The following is a 17,427-nucleotide window of genomic DNA, read 5'->3' on the forward strand; positions in this document are numbered from 1 at the left end:
GCCCACGATGTGGTGCTCCCATCGGCATGCGGACGTGGCTGCCTCCCTATCGTGTCGAGCTTGAGTTGCACGGCCGCACTCCGAGAAGCCGACCTCACTCGGCGTCAAATTGTCCTGGCATACTCCAGAACGGGCCACCCTTGACCCACGGCCCCGCTTGAATGAAAGGACGTGGCCATGCGTCTCCGGACGTGCAGCGCCCCCCTGCTCCTGCTCCTTCTCTCGGCCTGCGCAACGATGGATCCGATCCCGGGAGAACCGGAGGACCCGAGCCCGAGACTCACCAACCTTCAGCGGGCGGCGCTCTACCCCTGGACGGACGACGGGCATTGCGTGGTGCGCGAAGCCGCGAACGAATGGCCCGTCCTGGCGGAGCGGTGCTTTCACGCTCTTGATCGCGACAGAGTCAGGTTTCGGGACGTCACAAAAAGATGCGCTGTCGCCTCTGCGGTTGCGGCTGCCGTGCCCATGAGCGTAGCGCTCTGCATCTTCGCGTCGCCGGCAGTGGTAACTGGAGCGGTGATTGTGATTGGCGCGGTGGTGGTGGCAGCCGCCATCCAAGAGGGGATTGATACCTATCAACGAAACGCATCCCGCGAGCGCGCGAAGACCAAGACTCAGACACAGCCCTCCAGTGAGCAGGAGCCCGTAGCGAACAGAGATCCCAAACCGAAGGGCTTGGGTCGAGACTGGCTCCCTCCCATTTCATCCGATCCCTCGGAGCGACCTGAGTGCAGGACGATCCCAGGACCTCCCCGTGGAGGAAACGAGCCGCATAACGAGTGTGCCAACAAGGTTCCAGGCAACGATTTCCCCGGCCTGAATGTACTTATCACCGGCAAGAGCACAAGTAAGAGCTTCGATGCGCTGGTACTCGCTACGCGCACGCTGTGGGAAGTTAAAACCTACAACCTTGGCCACCAATCACCCCGCTCTCGGAAATTCCTTGTCGAAGTCAAATTGCCGCAACTCAGAGAAGAAGCCAAGCTTGCCAAGGAATGTGGCTATAACTTCGTCGTTGGCGTCACGAGCGCTGAGCACAAGGCGCTACTCCAGAGCTTGGAACCGAGCCTCGCGGTCGTTGTCATGGATTGGTGCTGACGTGGTGCTTGTTCGCAACGAAATTGTTATCAGCGTCTATGCGCCGACGCTCGTGGGCGACGAGACACGCCCTCTTGCCATCGCTCAAGGAATGGAGCGTGCGCTTCCTGGTCTGCGGCTGGGGTGGACAACTTCTGAAAAGGAAGACCTCATCCCATTGCCTCACCGCGATCAGGGGATAGCGACAGACAAGGGAAACGGCGATTTTTTCTTCCTCTGCAACGATGACGAAGATCGCTTGGTGACCCTTAGCGGGTCGGTGAACCCTCTCGGCCTTGCAGCCGACGGTGTGTCGCACTTCGAGGTTCATGCGAGCCTGCCGCTCGACACGGCGAGTATTGCGGCGGCAGCGGATATGCTGGCAGCCATAGGGGAATTCGCGCTCGCGTTATGGGGGCATGCGACGCCGTTCAACGCGGGTGTGGAGATCGCAAAGCAGACGAGTCCCACGTTGGCTGGGCCCCCGTGCCCTCCCCGGGGACTGCCAGCGCTCAAACTCCCCGACAAGATCCGCTCACCTGAGATTCCGCATCGCCTGGGGTGGCTGAACTACTGGTCGGCCGCTTCCGCACGAACCATCGGGTTCCCGGACCCGGCCTGCGATGCCGATCTGCTCACGCGAGCGCGGCGCACGGCGTCAGGCGGGTGGGTCGTGCAGCTCACGGATGCGCCGCTCGATCTCGACAACCCCGCTCACCTGGACGCGCTGAAGCGGGCCTATGAGCGCTTCCCGGAGATCGGCGGACGCGCCGATCCACGCTGACTGAGGCTAACGCGCGTTTCCCGGCGCGTGTCCACGAGGCCCGAGCTTGGGCGGCAGACGGTCATCGTCCCGGGCGCCGAATACGCAGTTCAAGTTCCAAGGAACTCGCGGTGCAACCGGGCCGTGAGCGGCTTCAGGTACGCCTTGTCCACCAGCAGCGACAGCTGCAGCGGCGAGGTGTGGACCGCGTGAACCCGCGCCCCCAGTTCCTCCGCCGCCAGCAGGGCGCGGCTCAGATACCCCCAGTCCGCGTTGATGCCCGCCCCCACACACGTCACCGTGCCCACCTGCTCCTGCAGCGACACGTCGTCACCGAAGCGCGTGGCCAGATCCTTCTGCACCGCCTCCAGCCCGTGCACGTCCTGCAGCGGCACCGCGATATAGGCCCGTGGCTCGCGGCCCAGCAGCCCGTCGAAGCTCAGCGCCCGGCCTCGCACGCCCCGCGCGTCCAGGAACTCGAGCAACTCCGGCAGCCGCACCCGCTCCGAGGCCGCTGACAGCACCGCCATCTCCTGCTCCGCCGTCACGCCTTTCACCCGCGTGTCCGCTGGGCCCGCCAGTTCCTGCACCGCCGTGCCCGTCCCCTGCCCGTGCGCCGTGCGCGCCAGGATGACGATCCCCTTCGCCTTGGCGAACTCCACTGCCTGCGCGTTGAGCACCTTTGCCCCCGCGCTCGCCAGCTCCTGCATCTCATCGTACGTGAGCGACTCCAGCTTGCGCGCGTCCGGCACCACCCGTGGGTCCGCCGAGAAGATGCCATCCACGTCCGAGTAGATCTCACACGCCTCGGCCTCGAGCGCCGCCGCCAGCGCCACCGCCGTCGTGTCCGAGCCACCACGCCCCAGCGTCGTCACCTCCTTCTTATAGGAGACGCCCTGGTACCCTGCGACGATGACCACCTTGCCCCGATCCAGCTCCTCGAAGACCCGGTAAGGGCGTACCTCCACGATGCGCGCCTGCGAATGCGTGTCGTTGGTGATGATGCCACTCTGGCTGCCCGTGAAGCTGATGGCCGGCACTTCCAGCTCCTGAAGCGCCATGGACAGCAGCGCCATGGAGATGCGCTCGCCGCACGTCAGCAGCATGTCCAGTTCGCGCCGCGGAGGGTCGGGCGACACCTGCTTGGCCAGCGAGAGCAGGTCGTCCGTGGTGTCCCCCATGGCGGAGACGACGACCACTACCTGGTAGCCCGCCTCGCGCTTGGCTTTCACGCGCTGAGCCACCTTGCGAATCTTCTCCACATCCGCGACCGACGAGCCGCCGTACTTCTGGACCACGATGGGCATATCCGCCTCGTTACCTTGTTGGGCGTGGCCGGGAAACCACACCGAGAGACTTCCATGCAGGACGCCGGCCAACAGCACGCACGGTCTGACCGAGCAACCGGCCGACTCCTTGACAGGTTGGGATCCCCCCATATACCCAGGCCGGAGGCTTCCCCATGGCGATGATTGAGGTTCAGAACCTCACGAAGCGGTACCGGGACCGGAGTGCCATCGAGGGACTCACCTTCAGCGTCAACGAAGGGGAGATCCTGGGCTTCCTGGGTCCCAACGGAGCGGGCAAGTCCACGACCATGAAGATCCTCACCGGGTTCCTGCCCCCGTCCATGGGCACGGCCAAGGTGGCGGGCTTCGATGTCTTCGAGCAGCCGCTCGAGGTGAAGCGTCGCATCGGCTACCTGCCAGAGACGCCGCCGCTCTACCCGGAGATGACGGTGCGCGGGTACCTGAAGTTCGTCGCCGAGCTCAAGAAGGTCCCCGGCCGCGGACTGAAGGCCGAGCTCGACCGGGTGGCGGGCCTCACCGGGCTGTCGGACATCATGGACCGCGTCATCCAGAACCTCTCCAAGGGCTACAAGCAGCGCGTGGGCATCGCGCAGGCCCTGCTCGGCTCGCCGCCGGTCCTCATCCTCGACGAGCCCACCGAGGGGCTCGACCCTTCGCAGCGCGCCGACGTGCGCTCCCTCATCAAGGGGCTCGCGGGCAAGCACACCCTCATCCTCTCCACGCACATCCTGCCGGAGGTGACGATGACGTGTGAGAAGGTGCTCATCATCCACCAGGGGAAGATGGTCGCCTACGACGAGATCCAGAAGCTCGTCTCCGTGCACGGACAGGCGGCCAACGTCTCGCTCGAAGAGATCTTCATCAAGCTCACGGCGGCCTGAGGGCCCCCTCCCCCGTTCCCGAGAGGATTTCCCATGCGCACCGCCTTGGCGATCGCCCGCAAGGAGCTGTCCATCTACTTCACCACCCCGTGGGCCTACGTGGTCTTCACGGCCATGGTGGCGCTGTCCTCGTTCTTCTTCATGGGCCTGCTGCAGGCCTTCCAGCAGGTGCAGGAGATGGCCCAGGCCGTCGGCTGGAACCAGCTGCCCCCAGACGCCGCCAGCTACCGCAACCTCACCGACGGCGTCGTCGTCCAGCTGTGGGGCGTGGTCCTCATCGTCACGCTCTTCGTGGCGCCCTTCCTCTCCATGCGCCTGTTCGCCGAGGAGAAGCGCAACAAGACCTTCGAGCTGCTGATGACGACGCCCGTGCGTCCCTTCGAACTCGTGCTGGGCAAGTACCTGGGCGGGCTGGGCATCATCTCCGCCACGTTGGGGCTCACCATCGTCTTTCCGCTCATGCTGACGGTATTCGGAGCGAGCGAGACAGGCTCGGTGCTGGAGTGGCCCACGGTGCTGCTCGGCTATGGGGCGGTGCTGCTGTGGGGCGCGACGTGCATGGCGGTGGGCATGTTCATCTCCGCGCTCACCGAGAGCCAGATGGTCGCCGCGCTGCTCACCTTCGCGGTGATGCTGCCGTGGATGCTGCTGCGCGGGCTGGCACAGGGCGTGGAGGAGCCCCTGCACTCGCTCATCACCTACCTGGCCTTCGACTCGCAGCTGTCGAACCTCATCAAGGGCGTGCTGGATCTCAAGGCGCTCGTGTTCTTCCTGTCCGTCATCCTCTTCTCGCTGCTGCTCACCCATCGCACCGTGGAGGCTCAGCGCTGGGCGTAGCCCTGGCGCGAGGAACCCATGAACTTCTCCTCTGTCGGAAAGATTCTCGGTGCGCTCGGGCTCCTGCTGCTGCTGTCGAGCCCGTTCACCCTGTTCTTCACCTCGGGCTCCGTGGCGCTCACGGCGGCCAAGGCTGTGTCGGGCCTCGTGCTGCTGGGCATCTACTTCGCCACCAACTTCCAGCAGTTCGGCCAGTTCGCCACGCGGCGCTCCAGCTTCTTCTTCGCCACCTCCATGCTGATGGGAGTGGTGACACTGGGCGGGCTGGGCGCGCTCAACTACATCGCGTTCAAGAAGAACAAGAGCTGGGACCTGACGAAGCAGAAGGTCTTCACCCTGGCGCCGCAGACGACCACCACGCTCACCGGGCTCAAGGAGAAGGTGCGCGCCATCGGCTTCATGCCTCCCAGCCACCAGTACTACGACATGGTGGAGCAGCTCTTCCGGCGCTACCAGGCTGCGGCCCCCGACAAGTTCGAGTACTCCTTCAAGGATCCCGCGCGTCACCCGGATCTGGCGGCCAAGTACCAGCTCAAAGAGGGCCAGACCACGGTGGTGCTCGTGCGCGGCGAGGGCGACAAGGAGTCGCACACCACCCTCAACATGCTCTCCGAGCAGGACCTCACCAACGCCCTCATCAAGATCAACTCGGTGGGCTCGCAGAAGGTGTACTTCCTCACCGGCCACGGCGAGTGGCCACTGGAGGCCGAGGCCGCCGCGCCGGGCGATCCCGGTGGAGCGCTCTCGGAGTTCCGCAAGCACCTGCTCCAGGAGGGCTACACCGCCGAGGAGCTGAACCTGGCAGGGCAGAAGGAGGTCCCCCGGGACGCGTCGCTGGTGATCATTCCCGGCGCGAAGACGCCCTACACGGCGCCGGAGGCGGAGGCGCTGCGCCAGTACCTCGCGCAGGGTGGGCGGATGCTCTACTTCGCGGACTTCAACGCCGAGCCGAAGCTGGACGCGCTCCTGGCCGAGTACGGCGTCGAGGTGGACAAGGGCATCGCCGCGGACCCGCAGTTCAACAGCGGCAACCCCTATGCACTGGTCTCCGCCTTCTACAGCGAGCACGAGCTGACCCGGCCCCTGCGCCAGCTCAAGCTCAACATCGAGTTCCCCACGGCGCGCAGCCTCACGGTGCTGCGCCAGGGCATGGCCGAGGGCGTCAAGGCCGAGCCCGTGGTGCTCTCCTCCCCCTTCGCGTGGGTGGAGACGACGCCGGCCGCGGACGCCACCCCCTCGGATGGCGAGAAGTCCGGCCAGCTCGTCCTGGTGGCCGCCGCCACGCGGGACACGAAGAACGCCCCGGACAAGCGCTTCGATGAGGCGCGCGTGGTGGTGATGGGTGACTCGGAGATCCTCCTGGACGCCAACTGGGGCCACGAGGCCAACCGCAACCTCGTGCTGAATGCGCTCGGCTGGGCGTCGAACCAGGTCGAGAAGATCACCATCCGCCCGCCGGACCGCGACGTGTCCACATTGCAGATGGATCCGGACATGCTGGAGAACATCCGCTTCGTGTCCACGGACCTGCTGCCCCTGACCCTCATGGGCATGGGGCTGGCCATCTGGCTGTCGAGGCGAAACAAGTGAAGCAGACCCAAAAGAACCTCGTCACCCTGGTGCTGGCCACCGCCGCCGCTGCGGGCCTGGGCCTCTACGCGTACTTCGGAGTGAAGGAGCCGGAGCGGAAGGAGGCCGTGCGCAAGGAACAAGCCGAGAAGCTCTTCGCTCCCGAGACTCCCGGCGAGAAGCCCACTCAGGGCGCCACCGCTCCTGCGGCCGTCTTCACGCAGCTCACCGTCCAGTCCAAGGGCATCACCGCGACGCTGGAGCGCCAAGGCACCACGTGGTTCCTCACCGCTCCGGTGAAGGGCAAGGCGGACAAGCCCACCGTGGAGGGCATCCTCGCCCAGCTGCACGCCGGTAAGTTCAAGGCCACCGTCGAGGAGGCTCCCACCGACGAGGACCTCAAGAAGTACGGCCTCCTGCCTCCCGTGTTCTCGGTGGCGGCGAAGGCCTATGTCCCGGACGCCTCAGGCGGTGGTCAGGACGATCCCGCGCGCCAGCGCACGGTGACGCTGCTCGGCGGCATCGAGAACACCTTCGATGGCTCCCTGTACGTGCGCCGCGATGGCGACCCACGCGTGTACTCCGCGGATGGCTCCGTGCGCTACGCACTGGAGAAGGATCTGTACGCGCTGCGTGACAAGGAGTTCCTGGGGTTCGAAGAGGCCTCGCTGAAGGCGATCGAGGTGAAGACCCCAGCGACCAGCTACTCGCTGGAGCGGGAGGCGGATAAGTCCTGGCGGTTGACGAAGCCCCTGACGGTGCGCGCGGACGGAGAGCGCGTGAAGAAGGCCCTTCTGGCCCTCAAGGAGCAGCGTGCGCTCTCCTTCCCCATGGACTCCGCCGCGGAGCGCTCGAAGCTGGGCCTGGACAAGCCCGTGGTGGAGGCACGCTTCACGCTCGACCCGGGCGATCCCGTGCGGCTGCGGTTCTCCCTGGTCCCCGAAGGCTCCGGAGCGAAGGTGTATGCGCTGCGCGAGCAGGGCTCGGAGGCGACGCTCGCTGAGGTCCCCGAAGGCGCGCTCACCGTGCTGAACCTGAGCCTCCCAGAACTGCGGACCAAGACCGTGCTGAGCTTCAAGCGCGAGGACGTGAAGCGCATCGTCTTCTACCCGGGCGCTGGGGCACCGCCGGCGGTTCTGTCCAACAAGAACCCGGCCGCGAACGCGCTGCAGGGCTGGGAGCTGGAGGAGCCCATCACGGGCAAGGTCGAGGGGCTCAAGGTGGCCTCGCTGCTCAGCCTCCTGAGCAGCGTCAAGGCCTCCAGCTTCGGCGAAGCCAACCCGAAGTGGGAGCAGTACGGCATCACCGACAACGCTCGCAGCTTCTCGCTGCAGGACACGAGCGGCAAGGAGCTGGCACGGCTGTGGCTTGGCGGCGCGGTGCCGAACAAGGAAGGATCTGTCTACGCCCGGGGATCCAACCCCGAAGTGGCCGAGGTGGAGGCAGCGTGGCTGGCCCACCTCCCCGAGCGCGCCGAGGACTTCTTGCAGGCCTCCGCCACCGCTGGAACGGACGGTGGCACCCCCGACACGGACGGTGGAGTTCCTGAGGACTCGCCCTGAGTCAGACGCGGAAGGGACCCATTGAGCCCTCGGGCCAGACGACCCGAGGCTCCGCCCCTTCCGGCACGTGGGCGATGATGGCGCCCTCCAGGTAGCCCTCTTCCTCCAGGGCCTCGACGAGGGTGCGGACGGCGACCTCCGGCACCATGACTCGGCAGAAGACGTTCATCCGCCCAGGCTGGGTCTCACCCCCCTCGACTTCGCCGTTGCCCGTCCAGCCGAGGATGTCGGTGAGCAGTTCCTCCACGGCGTTGCGCTTCTCGAAGTCGTGCCCCGTGCCCTTCCCCTGCACGGGGTACTGAATGACGAGCGGCGCCATGGCCTCCGGATCGGGCTCGTCGTAGCCCTCGTCCACGAGCGGCCCGGCGGCCTCCGCGAGCACCATGTCCGGGTCCTCTCCGGCGGGGGCTGAGATCGTCTGGTGCTGCCCCATCTCCCCGACGATCCCGTGGTGCACGGACAGCCCGTTGTCGTCCACCCACGCTTCCCAGTAGCGAAGCGTGTCCCCGTCCTTCTTGTAGAGCCTCAGCACACGAGCACCCTACCGCTCCCGCGCCTCAGATCTCCAGCAGCGCGAACCGTTGATCCGGCGTGTGCTTGGCCATCAGCGGCATGGCCACGTTGTAGACGGGGATGCCCGCGCGCGTCTTCCCCTCGCGCGTCCCGTGATGCGCGTGGCCATGGAACACCGCCTCCGCCCGGTAGTGGTCAATCGGCATGGCGAGCCGGCTCGTCCCGAGGAAAGGCCGGATCTCGATGTTCTCCCCCTCCAGCGTCTCCGGAATGGGCGAGTAGTGCATGATGACCACCTTCTTCGGCGTGTCGAGGTGGCTCAGCGCCGCTTCCAGCTTGAGCGACTCGGACACCGCCTCCTGCACGAAGGACTTGGTCTGCCCCTCGCCGAACGCCTGCAGCGTGGCGTTGCCGAAGCCGCCGCCGAACCCCTTCACCCCCGCCACTCCGAGCACCTTCTCGAAGATGAAGTGGTCCCCATCCAGGATGTGGATCCCCACCTTGGCCAGCTCGGCGCAGATCTCCTTCACCTGGCCGTGCTCGTAGTCGTGGTTGCCCAGCACGGCGGCGCACGGGACTCGCAGCGCAGAGAGCTCCTCGGCCAGGACCTTGCCCTCCTCCACCATGCCGCGATCCGTCAGATCGCCGCACAGCACGAGCATGTCCGCCGAGGCGTTCACCTGCTTCACGAGGAGCCGGAAGCGGCCGTGGTGGTCTTCCCGGCAGTGAAGATCACCGACTGCTGCCAACCGAATCTTCGAGTTGGGATCGCGTGCCACGCTCTCCTCCGTCCTTTCGCTCGTGTTCGTCCCACTGCCGCCCGTCGCGGAATCCCCAGTGGTGGATGTCCACGTGGTAGTTCACCCGCGAGATCAGGTTGCCCCGGCAGATGCGCTCCTCCCAGTTGCCATCGCGCACCGTGTCCAGCGTGCGCGCCATCAGCTCCGCCATCACCCAGTCCGGGATGGTGTCGCGCTCGGACGGGTAGGCGTACCGGAACATCATCAGGTGGCTGAACAGCACCTCCCAGTACCGGTCGAAGCGGCGCATGAGCCGCTCCCAGTCCATCTTCCGCCCGGCCTTGAGGATGAGGTGGTTCACGTCCGATCCGTCATAGCGCTCGCGCTCGTTGACGAAGGCCTTGGACCAGATCATCTCCTCGGCGGGCGCCACCAGGCAGCGGTGGCCGAACACCGTGGAGGTAGGGGCGTGCTCGAACCACTCGTCGTCCACCACCGCCACCCCGTTGCCGGAGCTGAAGATGAAGTCGACGAAGTACTCGCCCTTGAAGGCCTTGTAGAGCCACACCTCGTCCGTGCGTTCGGTGCGCCAGCCGTCCAGTTCCAGCACCTCGAGCGCCCGGCCCGCATCGCGTTTGCGAGGGAAGAGGTCCAGGTCCTTCGTGTCGCGGTAGATGCCCGTGTACGTGGCGTAGGCGTAGGCTCCGCCAACGACGAACGGCACGCCCGCATCCAGGAGCAGCCCGACAGCCCTGGCCCTGGCGTTGATCTCGTCCGGGGCCCTGTCGCGCTCCGCCAGCATGGCATCCACACCCAGCTCTCCGGGGTGGTTCGGGTGTCTCTTTTCCATAGGGCATAAGCTAGGGACGGGGAAATTTCCCCGTCGTACCAGACGGCGCGGAAGCCCGGTGAGCAGCCGAGCAGCCTCCAACTCATCGGTTTTGCTGGGGATTTCCTCCCAGAAAATCGGCCAGAAAAGGCCGCTTTCTGTTTTTCGAGGGGGCTGTGTCCATGGGGACGCAAACACGCTGCACGGCCCCGCCGAGGGCCTCACTCGAAAGGAAGACCCCATGTTCCGCAAGACCCTGATGCTGTGCGCCTCGCTCGCGATTGTCGGTTGTGGCAACACCCAGGAGGACGAGTTCCGCGACGGCCTGCCCTCCAAGGAGATGGTGACCGTGAAGGAGCCGGGCACCAGCGCGGGCCAGAAGCTCGAGGCCGAGGGCGGCGCGGTGTTCGCGTTCGACAAGGGCCAGACGAGCGACTTCTACAAGCTGACCCGCGGCGCCACAGTGAGCGTGAACCTCGGCACCGCGTTCGTACTCAACCTCATCGAGGAGGTGACGAAGCACACGCCCACCAGCATCGAGGGCGACGTCGCGGTGTGGGGCCCGTACACGGACGCGCTGAGCCCCAACACCTTCAAGGTCACCGTCACCAAGACGGCCGAGAACGCCTACAGCTACAAGGTCGAGGGCAAGGCGAAGACGGCGGCGGACACGGAGTTCAAGACGATCATCTCCGGCTCGCACACCATTGCCACGGACGAGCTGGGCAACCGCCTGCGCAACTACGGCTCCGGCAACATCCAGCTGGACTGGGACGCGGCGCAGACGCTCCCCGAGCACGGCGATGAGCTGGGTACCGCCGCCATCCGCTACTCGAGGCCGGACGCCAAGGCACAGGCCACGGTGGAGGCCGACTTCCGCAACGTCGAGGATGACGAGCGGCCCGGCACCCGCGTGAACGCCGACTACCGCTACAAGGAGACGCCGGGCGCTGGTGGCGAGTTCGAGTTCGGCCTGGACAAGAACTTCGACACGGAGCCGGCCCGCTCGAAGATCGAGCACCTGACCATCAAGAGCCGCTGGGCTCAGACGGGCGCCGGCCGGGCGGACGTGAAGATCTCCGGCGGCGACTACCTGATCGCCTCGGCCACGGCCAGCGAGTGCTGGGACGCCAACTTCGCCAGCCAGTTCCTGATTGCGAGCTGGGTGACCGCGCCCGTGTACGGGGACGTGTCCGCCTGCGGCAGCTTCTCGGTGGCGCTCTACTCTTCTCTGTAATCCGCGCATTAGACTGCGCGCGCCATGGGAACGAGCCAGCCGGTCCTGAGAGTCATCCAGGGTGGTCCTACCGAGGACCGGCGGGCGTTTCTCCAAGAGCTGTACACGAAGTATGGCGGCAGCGTCCTCGGGCGCTGCCGCTACCTGTTGAAGGACGCATCGAAGGCCGAGGACGCGATGCACGACGTGTTCGCCCGCGCCCTCACTCACTCGGACGGGTTCCGCTCCGAGGCCTCGCCGCTGACATGGTTGATGAAGATCGCCACGAACCACTGCCTGAACCAGATCCGATCGGAGCGTGCGGGCTGGCGCAGCTGGTTCCAGCGGGAAGAGGCGGCGAAGCCAGAGGGGCACGGGGGCCCCCAGAGCATGGAGACGCGGGACCTGGTGCGGAGGTTGCTGTCGCGGGTGGATGTGGAGACGCAGGCAGCGGTCATCCACTACCACGTGGACGGGATGACGCTGGAGGAAGTGGCCGCGGCGTTGGGGCGCTCAGTGCCCACGGTGCGCAAGCGGCTGGAGAGTTTCGCCGAGCTGGGCGGAGAAGAGTTGAGGGTCCGATGAGCGCGCACCTTTCAGAGCACCCCTCCGAGTGGACGCTGCGCCGCCTGCACGCTGGCGAGCTGCCAACCCCAGAGGCAACCCGGGCCCGAACCCACGCCGCCGAGTGCGAGCAGTGCGGCGCCGTGCTCCGCGCGGCCGAGGAGGCCCAGCGCCAGTTCGAAGCCGCCACCCCCTTCGAGCGCTTCGAGGAGGGAGTGAAGCGGGCGGAGGAGAAGTCCCGGAAGGAGGAGTTGGCCCGCCGGGGCTCGGCTCAGCGGTGGATGGGGCCGGTGGTGGCCCTGGCAGCCACGGTGCTGCTGGTGGTGGCGGTGCGGCCCCTGCTGGCGACGAGCACGGGGTCCGGGGTGCGGACGAAGGGCGGCGCGGTGGCGGAGCTGCGCATCGGTGGCGGCGAGGGCACGCAGCGGATGGCTCGGACGAACACTCCCGAGCCGCTGGCCCCGGGCGAGCGCGTGCGGATTGGCTACACGCCAGACACGCGCCGGTACGTGCTGGCGCTGTCGATTGACTCGGCCGGTGAGGTGACGCCGCTCTACCCCGAGACGGGCGAGAGCCTGCCAGTGAAGCCGGGAGCGGGCACGCACTGGCTGCCGGACAGCATCGAGTTCACCGGCTCGGGCGCCGAGCGCGTGGTGGTGCTGCTAAGCGACGCTCCGGTGAAGGTGGAAGATGCCACCGCGGCGGCGCGCGAGGCCTTCGAGGCGGTGGGGAGGGACGTGGCGAAGCTGCCTCCACTGAGCGTGGACGGCGACCAGACGCACTGGATGCTGCTCAAGCCATGAGGTGCTCGAGGCGACAGCTGGGCGCCCTTACCCTGGGGTTGCTGCTGGCCACCGCCGCGCAGGCGGAGCCGCTGCGCCGCTTTGCCCTCATCATCGGCAATGACGAGGGCGGCTCGGACACCCGGCCCCTGAGCTACGCCCGAGAGGACGCGCGCAAGATGCACGGGCTCCTGTCGCGGCTGGGCGGAGTCTCCCCCTCGGACTCGCGGCTGCTGTTGAACGACGACGCCCAGGACGTGCTCTCCGCGCTGGCGAACCTGGAGGCCCGCATCCAGGCAGCCCGGACCCGGGGCGAGCGCACCGCGCTGCTCGTCTACTACTCGGGCCACGCGAAGGACGGCGCGCTGCGGCTGGGAGACACACGGCTGCCCTTCGACACGTTCAAGAAGCGGCTGGCGGACGCTCCGGCGGACATCCGCATCGCCATCCTGGACTCGTGCCGCTCGGGCGCACTGACGCGGACCAAGGGTGCCCGGCGCGCGCCCGCCTTCGAGATCGACTCCGGGGCTACGCGGGACGCACGGGGCCTGGTGATCCTCACCTCCAGCTCAGCGGACGAGGACTCGCAGGAGTCAGATGTGATCGGCGGCAGCTACTTCTCCCACCACCTGACGAGCGGGCTCCTGGGAGATGCGGATCGCTCTGGCGACGGGCAGGTGACGCTCTTCGAGGCGTACTCGCACGCGTACGATCGGACGGTGGCGGACACGGCGGGCAGCAGCGCGGGGCCGCAGCACCCCACGTTCAGCTACGACCTCGCGGGCAACGGGGACCTGGTGCTCACGAACCTGCGCACCTCCGAGGGGCTGGTGGTGCCTCGCTCGGCGCCAGGAGGGGCCTATTACTTCGTGAATCCGAGCGGACTGGTGGTGGCGGAGCTGGAGAAGGCGCCAGAGACAGAGCGGCGGGTGGCGCTCGCGCCGGGCACGTACCGGGTGAAGCGCCGCCTGGAGGATCGGCTGCGCATCGGCGAGGTGGAGGTCCGTCGCGGACAGGAGACCGTGCTGGAGGAGTTCCGGTTTCGCGATGCGCCCTTCTCGGACGATCCGGTGAAGGGAGGCCGCGGACGGGGCTCCTTCTGGACCGTGGGGCTGACGGGCGGCTACCACTCCTTCTTCGATCGGGACATCCGCGAGTCCCTGTTCCTCTCCGTGCCCCTGGTGGGCGGCGAGGTGAACCTCCACAACTACTTCCGCGAGGACTGGGTGTGGGGCTTCGACGTGGCGCTGGGAGGCCGCGCCGCGAAGCTGAGCCTGGAGAACCTGTCGGGCGCGAGCTACCGCTACTCGGTGCTCAACCTGGGCACCTCCCTGACCGCCGAGTGGCACGTGGGAGACCTGGCTCCCTTCGCGGGCGCGCGGCTCGCGTACCTTTATATGGGCCGCAAGTTCGACGGCGGGGTGTTCCCGGATCAGTTCTACGCGACGTTCTCTCCCGGACTGGTGGCGGGCCTGCGCTATCGGCTGCTGCGCAGTCTGCACCTCACCGGGCGCGGCCGGCTGCACTACCTCACCTATAACGTCCACGAAGAAGGCACCGAGAACAGCAACAGCTCCCTGGGCTACTGGGAGCTGTCGGCCCTGGTGACCTATGAGCTCTAAGGAGCGCGCGATGCGAAACCTCTGGCCCGCACTCCTCTGTCTCCTGGCCGCGTGCGGCGGCAACTTCTCCAACGAGGACCTCGAGTATCTCAACGCCCTGCCCTCGCGCGAAGCGCTCGCCAGCAAGCTGCCCGAGAGCAGCGCGAGCACGATCGGCGGAGGCCTGGCGCAGCGCCGGGATCAGCTCGCGCTGGGAGACGTCTCCCAGCTCTACGTGGACACACGGAAGGCCTCCACGGACTTCAACGCCTCGGTGGATGGGCTGCTGAGCCTGCTGGAGAACATCCGCACCGTGCCACCCACCACGCGCGAGCCAGACCGGCGTACCTGGGGCCCGTGGAGGGACGACGCCCATCCAGGCAACGACGTGCGCTTCGTGATGGATCGCGCGGGAGATTTCTTCGAGTACCACCTCGACTACAAGCCCTCATCGGCCTCCGCTGAGGACGCCTGGTGGACCTTCCTGGAGGGCTCTTTCAAGGCGGACGCGGGCATCCGCGTGGGCGAGGGCAAGTTGCACCTGCTCATCGATGTCGCGCTGGCCCATGGCCTCAACGTGGGCGAGCTGCGGACCCTCAAGCGGCTGGACATCGACTACCAGAACAAAGCGCTCCCCACGCTCGTGGAGATGAGCTTCACCTCGCAGCCTGTGCCGCCCCTGAGCTCCCAGCAGGTTCGCTACACCTACCGCGAGCTGACCGGTGGCCTGGGGGAGATGCGCTTCCTGCTGAAGGAAACGGACGCCGTGCCGGGCAATCTGCTCGAGGACGTGGAGATCACCAGTCGTTGGACGTCAAACAGTGGCGGTGTGGCCACCTTCGTCATCCTTCGCGGGGACCTCATGGGCGCCAGCTACAAAGAATGCTGGGACGCCCAGAACCACATCACCTTCGCCAAGAGGAGCTGGGAGTTCTTCGGGATTGGCAAAGCCAGCGATTGTCCGAACCTTTCAGCCTTTGACAATTGAGTGGAAATTGACGCGGAGCGGCACTGTTGTCTGAGAAAAGGTTGGCTGTTGTCAGAGGCGCTTGTTAGGCAGGCAGCCCCCGCGCTCCATGCCCTTGCCTATGGCACCCCTAGTTGGCGCTGGGACAACCTCTGGAGGTTACACAATGAAGGCGAATCGTCTTTTCATCGCGTGTGTGGCGGCCCTCTCTCTCGTGGCGTGCGGTGGCGGCACCGAGCTGACCGCAGTGCTGTCGGGCGCGGCGGAGAAGCCCAGCGCGGTGACCACCACCGGCAGCGGCAGCACGGACGTCACGGTGGACGGCAAGAAGATCGAGGTGACTGGCAGCTTCAAGGACCTCAGCGGCAACGCCACGGCGGCCCACATCCACGGCCCGGCCGATGCGAGCAGCACCGCGGGCGTCTTCTGCAACCTGACCGTGCCGGCCGCCGCCAGCGGCTCCATCACCACGGACAAGAACGCCGGTTCTTGCGGGGCCATTGAGCTGACCGAAGCCCAGGTGGCCGACTTCGAGGCCGGCAAGTACTACATCAACATCCACACCGCCGCGAACGCGAACGGCGAGATCCGCGGCCAGCTGATCAAGAAGGAGTAGCGGAAGGGGGCCTCCTGGCCCCTCTGGGGCAGGCCGGGCTGCCGCTTGCTCGCCTGCCCCACCCCGTTGTCCTTCCTTGACTCGGCCTTGCCTGCTCTTTAGGTTCCGGTCCTTCCTCAAGAGAAGCCTGAAGGATCGCCATGGCCCGTATCACCGTCGAAGACTGCCTCCCCCTCGTCGACAACCGCTTCGCCCTGGTGCTGCTCGGCGCCAAGCGCGCCCGCCAGCTCATGGCCGGCGCCCGCCCCATCATCGAGATCTCCAAGAACAAGCCCCCCGTGCTCTCCCTCCGGGAGGTGGCCACTGGCCGCGTGAAGTTCGACCGCGACGTGCGCGAGGCGCTGTCCGGCAAGTACTCCGCGGACGAGGCCAAGGCCGCTGCCGCTCCGGCCGCTCCTCCGGCCGCGCCGACGCTGCCCCCCTCTGTCTGAGCCCGGCTCCCTCTGGGAGCCCTTGACTCACTTGGGGGGAATCGAGTCTCCCGCGCGCAGCAGCTTCACCGCGCGCGCGGCGATGGACTTCTCCCCCTTGTAGCCCAGCATCGGGACGAGCTGTACCAGCGGTACCCACCGCGCCTCGTCCACCTCCACACGCGGCCCCGGCGGCAGCACTCCCAGCTCCCCGGACAGGTAGCGGAAGAGGAAGAAGTGGACGCGCTTGAAGATGCGCTGTCCGCGGAACTGGTAGACGTAGCGGATCTCCCCCAGTGACGAGAGGAGACTGGCCGTGAGGCCCGTCTCCTCGCGCACCTCGCGGGTGGCGGTCTGCTCGGGCGTCTCGCCGGGATCCACGTGTCCCTTGGGCAGCGCCCACAGGGAGCGGCCGTGGGGGCGGATCACCGCCACCTCCCAGCTCCCCGCATTCTCGCGGATGACTATTCCTCCGGCGGACGCCTCGCGCGGCATACGGGGAGCACCCTACCCCGAAGTGAACCGCCCGTGGCCTACATCCCGCTGGAGAAGTGCCGCAGCTTCGCCTCCGCACCGAGCCGGTAGGCGTACCGAAGGTCGGACAGCAGCCTATCCAGCCGCCGTCCGGCCACATGCCCCATCAGCCGGGTGCAGAACGAGCGGGACAGCCGGTTGGCCTCCTCGTACCGCCAGCGCTCCTGGGTGGACAGCCGGGGCCGGTAGGAGACGCGCTCGAACAGGCGCCGCCGCAGCTCCTCGGACCAGGCCTTCACACCCTCGCCCCAGCGGTGCAGCAGGCAGACGGCGAACTTGTCCACCTCGGCCTGGGCCTCCAGTTCCAGCAGCGACAGAGCCCGCCCGTGGGCTGCCGTATGCGCCACATAGAGGAAGTGAGAGACACCCTCGGCCAGCTGGCAGTACCCATCGAGATCGCCATCGAGGATGTGGCCCACGGGGCCCGCCTCGTAGGGCTTGAGCCGATCCAGCAGCGAGGGCGCCAGGTAGAGGGCCAGCTCCAGTTCCTCCTCCCCAGCCCCTCCGGCGACCAGCAGCTCCTCCTCCGCGCGCCCGGTGGATCCCAGCTGCACGGCGGCCTCCCGGTCCACCACGAAGGTCTCTGCCCGCGCCTCGCAGGTGATGCCGTAGATGGCCTCCAGGTGCTCCTGGATCCGACCGATCATGCGTGC

At 67.0% G+C, this 17,427-nt stretch carries 19 protein-coding genes; 13 read left to right on the top strand and 6 right to left on the bottom strand.

What is annotated here, in order from left to right; genetic code table 11:
* Nucleotides 1-468 precede the first annotated feature (468 nt).
* Together DB31_RS46720 and DB31_RS21960 are read left to right on the top strand one after the other, a co-directional pair.
* Nucleotides 469-1,101 (top strand): DUF6310 domain-containing protein, encoded by a 633-nt coding sequence (locus tag DB31_RS46720; protein ID WP_240486812.1) that lies wholly within the window; start codon nucleotides 469-471, stop codon nucleotides 1,099-1,101.
* A 4-nt stretch (nucleotides 1,102-1,105) separates the two neighbouring features.
* Entirely contained in the window at nucleotides 1,106-1,864 is a 759-nt protein-coding gene (locus DB31_RS21960; RefSeq protein WP_044191472.1) for a DUF5953 family protein, read from the top strand.
* Between the two features lie 89 nt (nucleotides 1,865-1,953).
* On the opposite strand, the gene DB31_RS21965 is transcribed toward DB31_RS21960, so the two are convergent.
* Complete coding sequence (locus tag DB31_RS21965; protein WP_044191093.1) at nucleotides 1,954-3,150, bottom strand: aspartate kinase; 1,197 nt, start codon at nucleotides 3,148-3,150, stop codon at nucleotides 1,954-1,956.
* Nucleotides 3,151-3,305: 155 nt separating this feature from the next.
* On the opposite strand from DB31_RS21965, the gene DB31_RS21970 reads away from it, so the two are divergent.
* Genes DB31_RS21970 through DB31_RS21985 form a run of 4 tightly spaced genes read left to right on the top strand, consistent with a single transcriptional unit; the run spans nucleotide 3,306 to nucleotide 8,002 of the window.
* Nucleotides 3,306-4,034, top strand: coding sequence for an ABC transporter ATP-binding protein (locus DB31_RS21970; RefSeq protein ID WP_240486813.1), 729 nt, complete (start codon nucleotides 3,306-3,308; stop codon nucleotides 4,032-4,034).
* Between the two features lie 33 nt (nucleotides 4,035-4,067).
* Nucleotides 4,068-4,871, top strand: coding sequence for an ABC transporter permease (locus DB31_RS21975; RefSeq protein ID WP_044191095.1), 804 nt, complete (start codon nucleotides 4,068-4,070; stop codon nucleotides 4,869-4,871).
* An 18-nt stretch (nucleotides 4,872-4,889) separates the two neighbouring features.
* Nucleotides 4,890-6,461, top strand: a complete 1,572-nt coding sequence (locus DB31_RS21980; RefSeq protein ID WP_044191096.1) for a GldG family protein — start codon at nucleotides 4,890-4,892, stop codon at nucleotides 6,459-6,461.
* Nucleotides 6,458-8,002, top strand: a complete 1,545-nt coding sequence (locus tag DB31_RS21985) for a DUF4340 domain-containing protein (protein WP_240486814.1) — start codon at nucleotides 6,458-6,460, stop codon at nucleotides 8,000-8,002. The genes DB31_RS21980 and DB31_RS21985 overlap by 4 nt, the downstream gene beginning before the upstream one ends.
* A 1-nt stretch (nucleotide 8,003) precedes the next feature.
* Here the strand turns inward: DB31_RS21985 and DB31_RS21990 are convergent, their stop codons facing one another.
* From DB31_RS21990 to DB31_RS22000, 3 genes are read right to left on the bottom strand one after another with little or no spacing between them, the layout of a single operon-like run.
* Nucleotides 8,004-8,534: a hypothetical protein gene (locus DB31_RS21990; RefSeq protein WP_044191098.1), complete on the bottom strand. Its 531-nt coding sequence runs from the start codon at nucleotides 8,532-8,534 to the stop codon at nucleotides 8,004-8,006.
* Between the two features lie 25 nt (nucleotides 8,535-8,559).
* Complete coding sequence (locus DB31_RS21995; protein WP_044191100.1) at nucleotides 8,560-9,264, bottom strand: metallophosphoesterase family protein; 705 nt, start codon at nucleotides 9,262-9,264, stop codon at nucleotides 8,560-8,562.
* A complete protein-coding gene (locus DB31_RS22000; RefSeq protein ID WP_044191102.1) occupies nucleotides 9,248-10,105 on the bottom strand; it encodes a nucleotidyltransferase in 858 nt (285 codons plus the stop codon). The genes DB31_RS21995 and DB31_RS22000 overlap by 17 nt, the downstream gene beginning before the upstream one ends.
* Nucleotides 10,106-10,325: 220 nt before the next feature.
* Between DB31_RS22000 and DB31_RS22005 the strand changes: the two genes are divergently transcribed.
* From DB31_RS22005 to rpoZ, 7 genes are all read left to right on the top strand, one after another.
* Complete coding sequence (locus DB31_RS22005; RefSeq protein WP_044191103.1) at nucleotides 10,326-11,321, top strand: hypothetical protein; 996 nt, start codon at nucleotides 10,326-10,328, stop codon at nucleotides 11,319-11,321.
* Nucleotides 11,322-11,345: 24 nt separating this feature from the next.
* On the top strand, nucleotides 11,346-11,885 hold the full coding sequence (locus DB31_RS22010; RefSeq protein ID WP_052420157.1) for an RNA polymerase sigma factor: 540 nt from the start codon (nucleotides 11,346-11,348) through the stop codon (nucleotides 11,883-11,885).
* Nucleotides 11,882-12,667 carry a DUF4384 domain-containing protein gene (locus DB31_RS22015; RefSeq protein WP_044191104.1) on the top strand — a complete coding sequence of 262 codons (786 nt, stop codon included), beginning with the start codon at nucleotides 11,882-11,884 and terminating at the stop codon, nucleotides 12,665-12,667. The genes DB31_RS22010 and DB31_RS22015 overlap by 4 nt, the downstream gene beginning before the upstream one ends.
* The gene (locus tag DB31_RS22020; RefSeq protein WP_044191105.1) at nucleotides 12,664-14,268 is read left to right on the top strand and encodes a caspase family protein; all 1,605 of its coding nucleotides are present in this window, start codon (nucleotides 12,664-12,666) and stop codon (nucleotides 14,266-14,268) included. The genes DB31_RS22015 and DB31_RS22020 overlap by 4 nt, the downstream gene beginning before the upstream one ends.
* A gap of 10 nt (nucleotides 14,269-14,278) precedes the next feature.
* The gene (locus DB31_RS22025) at nucleotides 14,279-15,235 is read left to right on the top strand and encodes a hypothetical protein (protein WP_044191106.1); all 957 of its coding nucleotides are present in this window, start codon (nucleotides 14,279-14,281) and stop codon (nucleotides 15,233-15,235) included.
* Between the two features lie 145 nt (nucleotides 15,236-15,380).
* Nucleotides 15,381-15,830 (top strand): CHRD domain-containing protein, encoded by a 450-nt coding sequence (locus DB31_RS22030; protein WP_044191108.1) that lies wholly within the window; start codon nucleotides 15,381-15,383, stop codon nucleotides 15,828-15,830.
* A 140-nt stretch (nucleotides 15,831-15,970) separates the two neighbouring features.
* Nucleotides 15,971-16,261 (top strand): DNA-directed RNA polymerase subunit omega, encoded by a 291-nt coding sequence (gene rpoZ, locus DB31_RS22035; protein ID WP_044191110.1) that lies wholly within the window; start codon nucleotides 15,971-15,973, stop codon nucleotides 16,259-16,261.
* Between the two features lie 27 nt (nucleotides 16,262-16,288).
* Here the strand turns inward: rpoZ and DB31_RS22040 are convergent, their stop codons facing one another.
* Complete coding sequence (locus DB31_RS22040; protein ID WP_044191112.1) at nucleotides 16,289-16,735, bottom strand: NUDIX hydrolase; 447 nt, start codon at nucleotides 16,733-16,735, stop codon at nucleotides 16,289-16,291.
* A 38-nt stretch (nucleotides 16,736-16,773) separates the two neighbouring features.
* Entirely contained in the window at nucleotides 16,774-17,421 is a 648-nt protein-coding gene (locus DB31_RS22045; protein ID WP_044191114.1) for a hypothetical protein, read from the bottom strand.
* Nucleotides 17,422-17,427: the final 6 nt, after the last annotated feature.

Origin of the sequence: Hyalangium minutum (genome assembly GCF_000737315.1) — a bacterium.
GTDB lineage: Bacteria > Myxococcota > Myxococcia > Myxococcales > Myxococcaceae > Hyalangium > Hyalangium minutum.

Bases quoted from the DNA above. Each gene is read 5' to 3' on its own strand.
- DB31_RS46720 (WP_240486812.1), top strand. From the start codon at position 469: ATGAGCGTAGCGCTCTGCATCTTCGCGTCGCCGGCAGTGGTAACTGGA.
- DB31_RS21965 (WP_044191093.1), bottom strand. From the start codon at position 3,150: ATGCCCATCGTGGTCCAGAAGTACGGCGGCTCGTCGGTCGCGGATGTG.
- DB31_RS21970 (WP_240486813.1), top strand. From the start codon at position 3,306: ATGGCGATGATTGAGGTTCAGAACCTCACGAAGCGGTACCGGGACCGG.
- DB31_RS21975 (WP_044191095.1), top strand. From the start codon at position 4,068: ATGCGCACCGCCTTGGCGATCGCCCGCAAGGAGCTGTCCATCTACTTC.
- DB31_RS21980 (WP_044191096.1), top strand. From the start codon at position 4,890: ATGAACTTCTCCTCTGTCGGAAAGATTCTCGGTGCGCTCGGGCTCCTG.
- DB31_RS22000 (WP_044191102.1), bottom strand. From the start codon at position 10,105: ATGGAAAAGAGACACCCGAACCACCCCGGAGAGCTGGGTGTGGATGCC.
- DB31_RS22005 (WP_044191103.1), top strand. From the start codon at position 10,326: ATGTTCCGCAAGACCCTGATGCTGTGCGCCTCGCTCGCGATTGTCGGT.
- DB31_RS22010 (WP_052420157.1), top strand. From the start codon at position 11,346: ATGGGAACGAGCCAGCCGGTCCTGAGAGTCATCCAGGGTGGTCCTACC.
- DB31_RS22015 (WP_044191104.1), top strand. From the start codon at position 11,882: ATGAGCGCGCACCTTTCAGAGCACCCCTCCGAGTGGACGCTGCGCCGC.
- DB31_RS22020 (WP_044191105.1), top strand. From the start codon at position 12,664: ATGAGGTGCTCGAGGCGACAGCTGGGCGCCCTTACCCTGGGGTTGCTG.
- DB31_RS22025 (WP_044191106.1), top strand. From the start codon at position 14,279: ATGCGAAACCTCTGGCCCGCACTCCTCTGTCTCCTGGCCGCGTGCGGC.
- DB31_RS22030 (WP_044191108.1), top strand. From the start codon at position 15,381: ATGAAGGCGAATCGTCTTTTCATCGCGTGTGTGGCGGCCCTCTCTCTC.
- rpoZ (WP_044191110.1), top strand. From the start codon at position 15,971: ATGGCCCGTATCACCGTCGAAGACTGCCTCCCCCTCGTCGACAACCGC.
- DB31_RS22040 (WP_044191112.1), bottom strand. From the start codon at position 16,735: ATGCCGCGCGAGGCGTCCGCCGGAGGAATAGTCATCCGCGAGAATGCG.
- DB31_RS22045 (WP_044191114.1), bottom strand. From the start codon at position 17,421: ATGATCGGTCGGATCCAGGAGCACCTGGAGGCCATCTACGGCATCACC.